Source organism: Micromonospora sp. WMMA1363 (assembly GCF_030345795.1).
In the GTDB taxonomy this organism is placed as follows: domain Bacteria; phylum Actinomycetota; class Actinomycetes; order Mycobacteriales; family Micromonosporaceae; genus Micromonospora.
Genome location: NZ_JAUALB010000001.1, coordinates 2787389 through 2800425, shown reverse-complemented (window position 1 = coordinate 2800425; position 13037 = coordinate 2787389). Strand labels below are relative to the sequence as shown.

9 protein-coding genes are annotated in these 13037 nt (G+C 71.9%); 6 read left to right on the top strand and 3 right to left on the bottom strand.

The features are described from left to right. Nucleotides 1–9: 9 nt before the first annotated feature. Entirely contained in the window at nucleotides 10–2142 is a 2133-nt protein-coding gene (locus QTQ03_RS12820; protein WP_289278214.1) for a transglycosylase domain-containing protein, read from the bottom strand. A gap of 122 nt (nucleotides 2143–2264) precedes the next feature. On the opposite strand from QTQ03_RS12820, the gene cobC reads away from it, so the two are divergent. Genes cobC through cobA form a run of 3 tightly spaced genes read left to right on the top strand, consistent with a single transcriptional unit; the run spans nucleotide 2265 to nucleotide 5727 of the window. Further along, nucleotides 2265–3416: an Rv2231c family histidinol phosphate aminotransferase CobC gene (gene cobC / locus QTQ03_RS12815; RefSeq protein ID WP_289278213.1), complete on the top strand. Its 1152-nt coding sequence runs from the start codon at nucleotides 2265–2267 to the stop codon at nucleotides 3414–3416. Then, on the top strand, nucleotides 3416–4483 hold the full coding sequence (gene cobT, locus QTQ03_RS12810; RefSeq protein ID WP_289280800.1) for a nicotinate-nucleotide--dimethylbenzimidazole phosphoribosyltransferase: 1068 nt from the start codon (nucleotides 3416–3418) through the stop codon (nucleotides 4481–4483). The genes cobC and cobT overlap by 1 nt, the downstream gene beginning before the upstream one ends. Beyond that, the gene (gene cobA, locus QTQ03_RS12805; RefSeq protein ID WP_289278212.1) at nucleotides 4480–5727 is read left to right on the top strand and encodes a uroporphyrinogen-III C-methyltransferase; all 1248 of its coding nucleotides are present in this window, start codon (nucleotides 4480–4482) and stop codon (nucleotides 5725–5727) included. The genes cobT and cobA overlap by 4 nt, the downstream gene beginning before the upstream one ends. Before the next feature lie 98 nt (nucleotides 5728–5825). On the opposite strand, the gene otsB is transcribed toward cobA, so the two are convergent. Beyond that, nucleotides 5826–8426 (bottom strand): trehalose-phosphatase, encoded by a 2601-nt coding sequence (gene otsB / locus QTQ03_RS12800; RefSeq protein ID WP_289278211.1) that lies wholly within the window; start codon nucleotides 8424–8426, stop codon nucleotides 5826–5828. Next, nucleotides 8423–9823 (bottom strand): alpha,alpha-trehalose-phosphate synthase (UDP-forming), encoded by a 1401-nt coding sequence (locus tag QTQ03_RS12795; RefSeq protein ID WP_289278210.1) that lies wholly within the window; start codon nucleotides 9821–9823, stop codon nucleotides 8423–8425. The genes otsB and QTQ03_RS12795 overlap by 4 nt, the downstream gene beginning before the upstream one ends. 304 nt (nucleotides 9824–10127) lie before the next feature. Between QTQ03_RS12795 and ettA the strand changes: the two genes are divergently transcribed. From ettA to QTQ03_RS12780, 3 genes are read left to right on the top strand one after another with little or no spacing between them, the layout of a single operon-like run. Beyond that, entirely contained in the window at nucleotides 10128–11804 is a 1677-nt protein-coding gene (gene ettA, locus QTQ03_RS12790; RefSeq protein ID WP_289278209.1) for an energy-dependent translational throttle protein EttA, read from the top strand. Between the two features lie 12 nt (nucleotides 11805–11816). Beyond that, nucleotides 11817–12263, top strand: coding sequence for an acyl-CoA thioesterase (locus QTQ03_RS12785; RefSeq protein WP_289278208.1), 447 nt, complete (start codon nucleotides 11817–11819; stop codon nucleotides 12261–12263). Further along, nucleotides 12260–12964, top strand: coding sequence for a DUF8185 domain-containing protein (locus QTQ03_RS12780; protein ID WP_289278207.1), 705 nt, complete (start codon nucleotides 12260–12262; stop codon nucleotides 12962–12964). Before QTQ03_RS12785 ends, QTQ03_RS12780 begins: the two co-directional genes overlap by 4 nt. Nucleotides 12965–13037: the final 73 nt, after the last annotated feature.

Below are 13037 nucleotides of genomic sequence, written 5' to 3'. Positions count from 1 at the left end.
GGAGGTGGGTCAGCCGACGATCGCGTCCGACGGTGGGGTGAAATCGCGGTTGGGCTTGCCCTTGAGGGCTTCCTTCAGGGTGTTCCCGACCGCCTGGATCGGGATCTGGGACTGGCCGTCACCGACCGCGTTGAACGGGTTGTCCGGGTCCGAGATGAAGCTGGCCGCCGCCAACTCCGGGGTGAATGCGACGAACCAGGCCGATCGGGTGCTGTCCGTGGTACCGGTCTTGCCGGCGACGGGGCGGCCGACCGTGCCCCGGACGCTGTCCGCCGTCGACCAGCCCCCACAGCTGCCTTTCGCCGGGGTGTCGCCGGTGGGGCACCGGGCGGCGTCGGTGGCCGCCCGGGCGGCGTCGGCGCTGACCACCTGGCGGCAACGCGGTTTGGCGATCTCCCGTTCGATCCCGGCGGTGGTCCGGTACATCGCCGGGGTGCCGTCCCGGTTGTAGATGCCCTGCACCGGGATCGCCTCGCAGTACCGGCCCTCCGCCGCCACGGCGCCGTACGCGTTGGCCATCTCCAGTGGGGTGGCGTCGGAGACGCCCAGGGTGAACGCGCCCCACGTCTTCGCCTTCGCCGGGGCCGCGTGTTCCCGGTCCACGTCGGTCCGCCAGCGCAGGCCCAGCTGCTCGGCCAGGCGCACCGCCTTGTCCGCCCCGACCTGCTCCTCCAGCCAGACGAAGTACGTGTTCACCGACTTGCCGAAGCCGGACCACATCGTCTGGGTGCCGGACATCGCACCGCTGGCGTTCGACGGCGCCCAGCCGTTGTAGACCTCCGACCGGTACCGGTGTGGCGCGTTGAAGGTGGTGTTGAGGGGCATTCCGGCGTCGAGTGCGGCGAGCAGCGGGAACATCTTGAACGTCGACCCGGCCTGGTAGCCCGGCAGGTCGCCGCCGCCGAGCAGGGGTGCCACCGTGTTCGGGTAGTTGGCCTTGACCTTCGGCCCCGCCTCCGGGTTGGAGCTGAGCGGGTTGTCGTCCACGTTCAGCGAGTACGTCCGGTTCACCGCCATGGCCTTGACCCGCCCGGTGCCGGGCTCCGTGACCACGATGCCGTTGGCGAACGGGCTGCCGGTGTTCGCCTTGGCGCCGACGTTCTTCTCGGCCGCGTCCTGGATCTTCGGGTCGAGGCTGAGCACGATCCGGTATCCGCCCCGGCGTAATTTGTCCATCCGCTCCAGCCGGTTGCTGCCGAAGGCGGGCTGGGCGCTCCACCAGTTCTTCAGGTAGTCGCAGGCGAAGCCCCAGCTGTTCCACTTCTCCGGCACCGAGGCGCAGTCGTTGGACGGGTAGCTCAGCCGCAGGCGGATCGGCTCGGACCTGGCGGCGGTGGCGGCGTCCGCCGAGAGGTAGCCGAGCTGGGTCATCCGGTCCAGCACGTAGTTGCGGCGCGCGGTGGCGTCCTGCTGGTCGGAGCTGGCCGGGTCGTACTGCGACGGTGACTTCACCAGCCCGGCGAGCGTGGCGGCCTCGACCGGTGTGAGGTCCTTCGGGGTCTTGGAGAAGAAGATCTCGCTGGCGGCGTAGATGCCGTAGGCGCGGTGTCCGAAGTACGCGGAGTTGAGGTAGCGCTCCAGGATCTGCTCCTTGCTCAGCTCCTCCTCGAGGTCCAGGGCCATCCGCATCTCCCGGATCTTGCGGAGGCTGGTCTGCTGGGTCGCCTCCTGCACCTCCTTCGGTGTCGTCGCGCTGTCCCGCAGGGCCATCCGGACGTACTGCATGGTCAGCGTCGACGCGCCTTGGGAGACGCCGCTGGACCGGGCGTTGGCCACGAAGGCGCGGGCGACGCCCTTGGGGTCGACCCCGTGGTGCTGCCAGAAGCGGGCGTCCTCGGCTGCCACGATCGCCTGCTGGATGTTCGGTGACATGTCGGCGAGCTTCGTGTACTGCCGGTACTCCTCGTAGAACATCGTCAGCACGGTCTTTCCGTCCGGTGCGTACAAGTACGACGTCTCGGCGGGCAGAGCGGTGGTGAGGATCTTCGTCTTGTGCTCCAGCGCGTGCGCGGTGACCTTGGCGCCGATGCCGGTGGCGGCGGCGACGGGATAGGCCACGGCGGCGACCACGATGCCGGCGATCAGTCCGGCACGGAGGAGAGGGACGAGACGAGCAGCGGCGGCAAGGGGTCGGTTGCTCACCTCATCAAGTTATGATAATTCCCGTTAATATCCGAGAAATATTCATAAACGCGATGGCTCGTGATGTGGCCCACGCCGTGTTTCGCTGTCCCGCACGCCTCCTTCCCGGCAGGATCGCGCTCATGTGTGCTCAGCCGATCGAGGCATGCCCCGGCGCGATCCGCACCCGACCCGGTGCCCCCGCCGGCCCGCCCGGTCGCGCCCCCGCCACCGGCGGGCACGCCACTGCCGAGCCCGACCTCCGGCACCACGGCGACGCCGAGGCCACCCCGGGCCTGGTCGACCTCGCCGTCAACGTGCGCCGAGCCCCGATGCCCGACTGGCTGGCGGCCCCGATCACCGCGGCGCTCGACGACCTGGCCGCGTACCCGGACCCGAGGCCGGCGCGGGCCGCCGTCGCCGCCCGGCACGGGCGCCCCCCGGCCGAGGTGCTGCTGACCTCCGGCGCCGCCGAGGGCTTCGTGCTGATCGCGCAGGCGCTGCGCGGGGCCCGCCGCCCGGTGGTCGTGCATCCCCAGTTCACCGAGCCGGAGGTCGCCCTGCGGGCGGCGGGGCACCAGGTCGAGCATGTGCTGCTCGACCCAGGCGCGGGGTTCCGGCTCGACCCCGGCCGGATCCCCGCGGACGCCGACCTGGTCATGGTCGGCAACCCGACCAACCCGACCTCGGTGCTGCACCCCGCCGTCGACCTGGCCACGCTGGCTCGGCCGGGGCGGGTTCTCGTCATCGACGAGGCGTTCGCCGACACCACCACCGCGCCGGGGGCGCCCGGCGAGCCGGAATCGTTCGCCGGCCGACGCGACCTGCCGGGTTTGCTGGTCGTCCGGAGCCTCACCAAGACCTGGGGGCTGGCCGGGCTGCGGGTCGGCTACCTGCTCGGCGAGGCCGCCCTGCTGGACCGGCTCGCCGCCGTGCAGCCGCTGTGGGCGGTCTCGAGCCCGGCGCTGGCCGCCGCCGCGGCCTGCGCCGCGCCCGAGGCGATCGAGGCTGAGCGCGAGATCGCCGCGCGCCTCGCCGCCGACCGCGACCACCTGGTCGCACGCCTGACGGCGCTGCCGGGGGTACGCGTCGCCGGCCGGCCAGCCAGCGCCTTCGTGCTGCTTCACCTGCCCGGCGCCGCCGCCGTGCGAGCCACACTGCGCGAGCGCGGCTGGGCGGTACGCCGCGGCGACACGTTTCCCGGGCTCGGCCCGGACTGGCTACGGGTCGCCGTCCGCGACCCGGCGACCACCGACGCTTTCACCGAGGTACTTGCGGAGATCCTGGAGGCATGATGCTGGACACGACGATCGCGGCGATCGGACGGCTCGACGAGCGGGCGATGGCCGACGCCCGGGACCGGCAGGCCCGGCTCACCAAGCCCGCCGGCTCGCTCGGTGCCCTGGAGGAGCTCTCCGTACGCCTCGCCGGTCTGGCCGGGACCTGCCCGCCGCCGCTGCCCGAACCGGCCGCCGTGGCCATCTTCGCCGGTGACCACGGCGTGCACGCCCAGGGCGTGACTCCATGGCCGCAGGAGGTCACCGCCCAGATGATCGGCAACTTCCTGGCCGGCGGGGCGGTGGTCAACGCGTTCGCCCGGCAGGCCGGCGCCTCGGTCACCGTGGTGGACGTCGGGGTCGCCACGGCGCCGGTGGCCGGTGCGGGCACCGGACCGGCGCCGCGACTGGTCGAGGCGAACGTACGACGCGGCACCCGGGACATGACGCTCGGCGCCGCGCTGACCCGGGACGAGACCCGGGCCGCGGTCGAGACCGGGATCCGGGTCGCCGGGGAACTGGTCGACGCCGGGGCCGCCATCCTGCTCACCGGGGACATGGGCATCGGCAACACCACACCGGCCGCTGCCCTGATCGCGGCCTTCGTGGGAGTGGACGCCACCGAGGCGACCGGCCGGGGCACCGGGGTCGACGACCCCACCTACCGGCACAAGATCGAGATGGTCGCGACCGCGCTGCGCCGGCACGGCCCCGACCCGGCCGATCCGCTGGGCGTACTGGCCGCCGTCGGAGGTCTGGAGCACGCGGCCCTGGCCGGGCTGATCCTGGGCGCCGCGGCGCGGCGCGTCCCGGTGCTGCTGGACGGCGTGATCGCGGTCTCCGCCGCCCTGGCCGCCGCGGCCTTCGCACCGCACGCCACCGGCGCCATGGTCGCCGGGCACCGTTCGGCGGAACCGGGCGCCACGGTGGCACTGCGCCACCTCGGGCTGACCCCGCTGATCGACCTCGGGTTGCGCCTCGGCGAGGGCACCGGGGCGCTGCTGGCGTTGCCGGTGGTCACCGGTGCGGTACGGGTGTTGCACGAGGTGGCCACCTTCGACTCGGCGGGAGTGGCCGAGAAGTGACCGAGCGGACCAGCCCGTACCCGCTCGGTCTGCGCCTCGCCGGCCGACGCGTTGTCGTGGTGGGCGGGGGAGCGGTCGCGACCCGCCGGGTGCCGGCGCTGCTCGACGCGGGCGCGGACGTCTTCCTGGTCGCACCGGAGTTGACCCCGGCGCTGCGGTCCCACGTCGACGCCGGCCGGCTGCACTGGGCCCGGCGCCGGTTCGCCGCGGACGATCTCGACGGCGCGTGGCTGGTCCAGGTGGCGGTCGATGACCCGGTGGCCGCCGCGTCGGTCAGCGCGGCCGCCGCCGAGCGGCGGGTCTTCTGCGTCCGGGCCGATGACCGGGCGGCCGCGACGGCCTGGACGCCGGCGGTCACCCGGAGCGGCCCGGTGACGGTGGCCGTCCTCGGCGGCGGCGACCCGCACCGCGCGATGACCGTCCGCGACGCCATCCGTGAACTCCTGGGCGCCCGGCCGAGCCCCACCCGGACGACCACGGTCGACGAGGGGGCCGCTGCTGTCGCCCCTGGGGCCGGACGCGTGGCGCTCGTCGGGGCTGGGCCGGGCGACCCGGAGCTGATCACCGTGAAGGGGTGGCGACTGCTCACCGAGGCGGACGTGGTGGTCGCCGACCGGCTCGTGCCCGGGCTGCTCCTGGACGAACTGCGTCCGGACGTCGAACTGGTCGACGCCTCCAAGATTCCCTACGGCCCGTCCCGGGCACAGGAGGAGATCAACCGCATCCTGGTCGACCGGGCGCTGGCCGGGAAGGTCGTCGTCCGGCTGAAGGGCGGCGACCCGTACGTCTTCGGCCGTGGCGGCGAGGAGTTGCTGGCCTGCGCCGAGGCGTGCGTACCGGTCACGGTGGTCCCCGGGGTGACGAGCGCGATCGCCGTGCCGGCGGCGGCCGGTGTTCCGGTGACCCACCGGGCGGTGGCGCACGAATTCACCGTGGTGTCCGGGCATGTCGCGCCCGACTCGCCCGACTCGCTGGTGCGCTGGGAGCACCTGGCGGGGTTGCGCGGCACCCTGGTGATCCTGATGGGGCTGAAAAACCTACCCGCGATCGCCGCCACCCTGGTCGCGCACGGCCGGCCGGCGGCGACCCCGGCCGTGGTGGTGCAGGAGGGCACGACCGGCGCCCAGCGGGCCCTGCGCTCGACGCTGGGCGAGGTGGCGCACGACGTGGCCGCAACCGGTCTACGCCCCCCGGCGATCGTCGTCATCGGCGACGTGGTGTCGGCCCTCACGCCGGACGGGTGAGCGGGTTCTGCCCGCCGGGCGCCGACCCTGATCCTCTCGTTCGGCCGGATCCGCGGTGGCGGCCGGAACCGGGTCCGGCCGCCGTCGATGCTGGTCGGTCACTGCTTGAGCATGTTGTCCAGCAGCAGCGCGCAGCGGATCACGCCGAGATGGCTGTAGGCCTGCGGGTGGTTACCCAGCCCGCGTTCGGCCAGCGGGTCGTACTGCTCGGGCAGCAGCCCGGTCGGTCCGGCGGTGTCGGTCATCTGGACGAACAGCTCTTCCGCATCGGTGCGGCGGCCGGTACGCAGGTACGCCTCGACCAGCCACGCGGTGCAGATGTGGAAGCCGCCCTCGCGCCCCGGCAGGCCGTCGTCCCAGTGGTAGCGGTAGACGACCGGGCCGCTGCGGAGGTCGGCCTCGATCTTGAGCACGGTTGACAGGAAGCGCGGGTCGTCGCCGGGGAGCAGGCCGGAGAGGCCGATCCAGAGGGAGGACGCGTCGCTGTCCTCGTGCCCGTACGCGACGCTGTACGCCTCCGCGTGCTCGTGCCAGCCGAACTCCAGCACGTTGGCACCGATCCGGTCCCGCAGCTCCACCCACTCCGGCCGGTCCTCGCCGCCGTGCCGGCGCACCACGTGCAGCGCCCGGTCGACCGTCATCCAGCACATGACCTTGGAGAAGATGTGGTGCCGGGGCGGGAGACGGGCCTCCCAGATGCCGTGGTCCGGCTCGTGCCAGCGACGGCGGACCGCCTCGACCATGTTCTCCAGGACCCGCCACTCGTCCTCGCGGACCGAGCCGCGCGCATCCGCCACGGCCGCGATCAGGTCGGCGATCGGGCCGAACACGTCCAGCTGGAGTTGGTGGTTGGCGAGGTTGCCGACCCGGACCGGCCGCGAGCCGGCGTACCCGGGCAGGGTGTCGATGACGGCCTCGGCGCCCAACTCGTAGCCGTCGACGGTGTAGAGCGGGTGCAGCCGTTCCGGGTGTCCGCCGGTGCGTTCCACGACGCCGTCGATCCACCGTAGCAGGGCCTCGGCCTCCGCGGTCGAGCCGAGGTCGACCAGGGCGCGGGCGGTCATCGCGGCGTCCCGCAGCCAGCAGTAGCGGTAGTCCCAGTTCCGGACGCCGCCCAGCTCCTCCGGCAGCGAGGTGGTCGCGGCGGCCAGGATCGAGCCGCTCGGCTCGTGGCAGAGCGCGCGCAGCGTGAGCGCGCTGCGGGCGACCAGGTCCCGGGCGGTGTTCGGCAACCGCAGCGAGGCCACCCAGTCCTTCCACGGCTGCTCCGCCGCGGCCTGCCGGTCGTTGATCGCCAGCCGGTGGTGCTCGAGGCTGTGCGTGCCGAACCGCATCTCCAGCACGACCTGTCCGCCGACGGCGGACAGGTCGACGACGGCCTTGGCCGTCTCGTACACGCTGTCACCGGTGACCTGCCACTCGACCCCGGGGGAGTAGAGCGCGACCGGTTCGTTGGAGCCGAGCACCAGCAGGCCGTCGTCGAGCGGTTGCAGCTGGACGGCGACCTGGCCGAACTCGGGCCGCGGGGCGAACTCCAGGCGGGCGCGGCCGCTGCCGCTGAGGACCCGGATCAGGGTCGAGTCGGCGCTGACGATCGCCGGGCCGTCCGGTGTGGTCTCGGTGGTCGGGAAGTCGAGCCAGTCGGTGACGGTCAGGCCGGACCAGCGGGTCTCGACGGTCATGGTGCCCGAGCGGTACCGCTGCCCGAGCGGGATGCCGCCGCGCTCCGGCGCGACGCTGAAGTATCCGGCAGGACTGCCGCCGACCAGGTCAGCGAAGATCGCGGCGGAGTCGGGTTTGGGGTTACAGAGCCAGGTGATCTTGGCTTCGGGGGTGAGTAGGGCGACGGTACGCCCGTTGGCCAGCATCGAGTGCCGCTCGATGGGCACCGCCCGCTCCCCGAACAGCCAGTGCCGCCGGGTCTCCAGCAGCAGCCCGAGGGCCCGGGCCGCCTCGATCGGCTCGGCCACCCGGTACTGCGCCCTCGTCTCGCCCGGCCCGATCTTGATGCCGACGTCCGGTCCGTGCAGGTTACCGAAAGCGTTCTCGTCGGTGATGTCGTCACCGATGAACAACACCGCGCTGGCGGAGAGCTGGGTCCGCAACTGATCGACGGCGGTTCCCTTGTGGGTGGCCACCACCGACAGCTCGATGACCTCCTTGCCCTGGGTGACGGTGACGCCGTCCCAGGTCGCGGGGCCGCTGCGGACCGCCTCGATGGCGGCGGCGGCGACCGGCGGGTCGACGCCGCGGGTGTGCACGGCAACGCTGGCCGGTTTGCGTTCCAGTCGGATGCCCGGGTGCGCGGCGGCGACTTCGCGCAGCGCGTCGCGCAGCCGGGTGCGGACGGCGATCAGTTCGGGGGAGAGCCGCTCGACGAAACCGATGTCGAACTCGGAGCCGTGGCTGCCGACCAGGTGGACCTCGCTCGGCAGCCGGGACAACGCGGCCAGGTCGCGTAGCGCCCGGCCGGAGACCACCGCCACGGTGGTCTGCGGCAGCGAGGCGAGCGCGCGCACCGCGGCCACCGATTCCGGCAACGGCACGGCCCTGCTCGGGTCCGCCACGATCGGTGCGAGCGTGCCGTCGTAGTCACAGGCGATGAGGAGCTGCGGGACGCGGGCGATCCGGCCGATCGCGGTGTGCAGCTCCCGGTCCGTGCCGGCGCCGGTCGGGGTGCTCTGGGGGGTGGCGTTCACGAGGCGTCCGCATCGGGCACGCCGAGCTCGGTGAGGAACGACTTCGCCCACTGCCCCACGTCGTGGGCGCGCAGATGGCGTTGCATTGTCCGCATGCGTCGACGGGCCTCCGGCTTCTCCACGTGCACGGCCCGCAGCAGGGCATCCTTGACCGCGTCCGGGTCGTGCGGGTTGCACAGGAACGCCTGGCGCAGCTCGGTGGCGGCGCCGGCGAACTCACTGAGCACGAGCGCGCCGCCCTGGTCGGCACGCGATGCGACGTACTCCTTGGCCACCAGATTCATTCCGTCTCGCAGCGGGGTCACCATCATCACGTCGGCGGCGGCGTACATCGCGGCCAGCTCAGTGCGACTGTACGACTGATGCAGATAATGCACCGCCGGGACGCCGACCCTGCCAAATTCGCCATTAATCCGACCAACCTCGCGCTCGACCTTGACGCGAAGTGCCTGGTAGTGCTCCACGCGCTCGCGGCTCGGCGTCGCCACCTGCACCATAACCGCGTCCGGTACTGTCAGCTTTCCGTCAGCCAGTAGCTCGCGGAACGCCTTGAGTCGCAACTCGATGCCCTTGGTGTAGTCGAGTCGGTCCACGCCCAGGATGATCGTCTTCGGGTTCCCCAGCTCCGCGCGGATCTCCTTCGCCCGCGCCTGAATCGCCGGGTCGGCGGCGAGCCGTTCCATCTCCTTCGTGTCGATCGAGATGGGAAAGGCGCCCGCCTTCACCTGGCGGCCGTCGACCTGGATCATCTGCCCCTCGTACCGGAGCCCGAGCAGGTGCCGGGCCAGCCGGACGAAGTTCTGCGCCGCCAGCCGCTGCTGGAAGCCCACCAGATCCGCGCCGAGCAGCCCGCGCAGCACCTCGGTGCGGAACGGCATCTGCATGAACAGCTCGATCGGCGGGAACGGGATGTGCAGAAAGAAGCCGATACGCAGGTCGGGTCGCAGTTCGCGGAGCATCGCCGGGACCAGTTGGAGCTGGTAGTCCTGAACCCAGACGGTCGCGCCCTCCGCCGCGACGTCCGCCGCGGCCTCCGCGAACCGGGCGTTGACCAGGCGGTACACCTCGCGCCACCGGCGCTTGTAGGCCGGCGTCTCGACCGCATCGTGGTAGAGCGGCCAGATCGTCGCGTTCGACTGCCCCTCGTAGTAGCGTTCCAGCTCCGCCGCGCTCAGCGGCACCGGGTGCAGCCGGATGCCCTCCAGGTCGAACGGCTCGGGAGCGGCGCCGGTGCCGCCGGCCCAGCCCACCCAGGTGCCCTGATGTTCGGCGAGGACGGGATGCAGCGCGGTGACCAGCCCGCCCGGGCTGCGTCGCCACTGGCGTCCCTCGGGTGTGCTCACCTCGTCGACGGGCAGTCGGTTGGCCACTACGACAAAGGAGCTACGGACGGTCACGTTCGGCCACCTCCGGGTGCTGACGGGTCAACCGCGATGAGCGTACTGAGCGTAGCTGCGGCGTCTTGTACCCCGTGCCGGAGTTCCCTACCCGTCTCGTGCTCGCCGAACCGCAGTCGTGATCTTGTCAACAGTGGGGCGGTGGTTACCCGCCGGGGCGGGGCGATGTGGGCGAAGCGTGGCGTACCTGTCAGGATTGACGGCGGCGTGCGTGCGGCCGGTGCCCGGCCGGCGGCGGGCGACAGTTGTGGCCTGCGCCCACGCCACCAGCTCGCGACCGCAACCGACGGAGGTAGCCCGCACCGTGGCCCAGTTCATCTACGTCCTGGACAAGGCGCGCAAGGCGCACGGCGACAAGGTCGTGCTCGACAACGTGACCCTGAACTTCCTGCCGGGCGCCAAGATCGGTGTGGTCGGCCCGAACGGGGCCGGTAAGTCCAGCCTACTCAAGATCATGGCGGGCTGGGACCAGCCGAGCAACGGCGAGGCTCGGCTGATGCCCGGTTACACCGTCGGCATGCTGGCCCAGGAGCCGCCGCTCAACGACGCCAAGACCGTCCTCGGCAACATCGAGGAGGCGGTCGCCGAGACCAAGGCGAAGCTGGAGCGGTTCAACAAGATCGCCGAGCAGATGGCGACGGACTACTCCGACGAGTTGATGGAGGAGATGGGCCGGCTCCAGGAGGAGCTGGACAACGCCGACGCGTGGGACATCGACTCCAAGCTCGAGCTGGCCATGGACGCGCTGCGCTGCCCGTCGCCCGACGTCGACGTCACCAAGCTGTCCGGCGGTGAGCGCCGCCGGGTGGCGCTGTGCAAGTTGTTGCTGGAGGCGCCCGATCTGCTGCTGCTCGACGAGCCCACCAACCACCTGGACGCGGAGAGCGTGCAGTGGCTGGAGCAGCACCTGGCCAAGTACGCCGGCACCGTCCTGGCGATCACCCACGACCGGTACTTCCTCGACAATGTGGCCGGCTGGATCCTGGAGCTGGACCGCGGTCGGGCCATCGGTTACGAGGGCAACTACTCCACGTACCTGGAGAAGAAGGCCGCCCGGCTCTCCGTCGAGGGGCGCCGTGACGCCAAGATGAAGAAGCGGCTCGCCGAGGAGCTGGACTGGGTCCGCTCCAACGCCAAGGCCCGCCAGACCAAGTCCAAGGCCCGGCTCGACCGGTACGACGAGATGGCCGCCGAGGCGGAGAAGACCCGGAAGCTGGACTTCGAGGAGATCCAGATCCCGCCGGGCCCGCGCCTGGGCAGCACCGTCATCGAGGTGCAGAACCTCACCAAGGCGTTCGGTGCCCGGGTGCTGATCGACGAGCTGAGCTTCTCGCTGCCGCGTAACGGCATCGTCGGCGTGATCGGCCCCAACGGCGTCGGTAAGACCACCCTGTTCAAGACCATCGTCGGGCTGGAGGAGCCGACCACCGGCGCGGTCAAGGTCGGTGAGACCGTCTCGCTGTCCTACGTCGACCAGACCCGTGCGGGCCTGGCCAGCGACAAGACTGTCTGGGAGGTCGTCTCCGACGGGCTGGACCACCTCATGGTGGGCAAGGTCGAGATGCCGTCGCGGGCGTACATCGCCGCGTTCGGCTTCAAGGGGCCGGATCAGCAGAAGCCGACCAAGGTTCTCTCCGGCGGCGAGCGTAACCGGCTCAACCTCGCGTTGACGCTCAAGATCGGCGGCAACGTGATCCTGCTCGACGAACCGACCAACGACCTGGACGTGGAGACCCTCTCCAGCCTGGAGAACGCGCTGTTGGAGTTTCCCGGCTGTGCCGTGGTCATCTCGCACGACCGGATGTTCCTCGACCGGGTCGCCACGCACATCCTGGCCTGGGAGGGCGACGACCAGAACCCGGCGAAGTGGTTCTGGTTCGAGGGGAACTTCGAGGCGTACGAGAAGAACAAGGTCGACCGGCTCGGCGCGGAGGCAGCCCGGCCGCACCGGGTGACCTACCGCAAGCTGACCCGCGACTGACGGGCCGGGGCCGTGGCTGACCGGTTCGTCTACCACTGCACCCTGCGCTGGTCCGACCTGGACGCGTACGGTCACGTCAACAACTCGCGTTTCCTCACGCTGTATGAGGAGGCGCGGGTGGCGTTGATGTTCGCCGGCGGCCGGGCGTGGGGGGTGGGCTCGTTCGCCGACGGCGTGGTAATCCGCCGGCATGAGATCGACTACCTGCGGCCGGTCGACTACGCGCTCGGCCGGGCCACCGCCGAGGCGGCCCCGACGGTACGGATCGAGATGTGGGTGGCGGAGATCCGGGCCGCGTCCTTCACCATCGCCTACGAGATGTACGACGGCGACCGGCTGGTGAGCCAGGCCCGTTCGGTGTTGGTGCCGTTCGACCTGAACCGGCAACTGCCCCGGCGGCTGTCCCCGGAGGAGCACACGTTTCTCCGCACCTACGCGCCGCCGGGCGGTTCGGTGTGACCGGTTCGCCCGTCGCCGGCCGGGCCGCCGCAGGGCCCGGCCACGGGCTGGCCGGTGTCGCTGACGCAGGCGCCTTCCTGGCCAGACTGGTCCGGCTGGACCGGGCGGCGCTGGTTCGGCTCCGGCCGGCCGGCGTGCCGGGCCGTACCGCTCTCTGGGCGCGCCTGCCGTGGGGGGCGCTGGTGGTGCGTACGGTGGCCGGAGCCGACCCGGGTGACGTCACCGTGGCGGCCGGCGAGCTGTTGGCGGAGCTGACGACCGATGGGCGCGCGCTGCCCGCCCGGCGCGACGCCCAGTGGCGCTGGCCGCTGCCGCCGGCGGCCAGCCGCCGGGTGGAGACGCTGCCGGCCGCCGAGGTGCGCCGGGTCGCCGAGGCCGCCGCTGTGGCCCTGCGGGACGCCTCGACGCGCGGGGTGGCGGGACGGCCGGTCGGCGAACGGGCGCTGCGTGACGCCCTGCTCGACCACGTTCCAGTGGTTGTCACCCCGGACGATCCGCCCGGCGAGCCGGTCGAGGTCTCCCAGCGGTTGGTGCAGGGGCTGGTACGGATGGGCTTCCTGGGCGCGGGGGAGGCGCCGAGCGGGGTACAGGTGCGCGCCGTCGGCCGCTGGGTCGGCTTGGTGGGTCCGTACGGAGCCACCTGGTTGCAGACGGCAACAGATCTTGTCGTCCGAGGCATGACTAGTCACCCGATCGGATGATGTCCGATCGTTCTTCTGGACTGGGGCTGCCGTTGGGGGGATGCTTCCGCCCGGCTGTCCGGGTACCGTCCAT

Excerpts from the sequence above, each read along its gene's own strand:
- cobC (WP_289278213.1), top strand. The coding sequence starts at position 2,265 with ATGTGTGCTCAGCCGATCGAGGCATGCCCCGGCGCGATCCGCACCCGA.
- cobT (WP_289280800.1), top strand. The coding sequence starts at position 3,416 with ATGCTGGACACGACGATCGCGGCGATCGGACGGCTCGACGAGCGGGCG.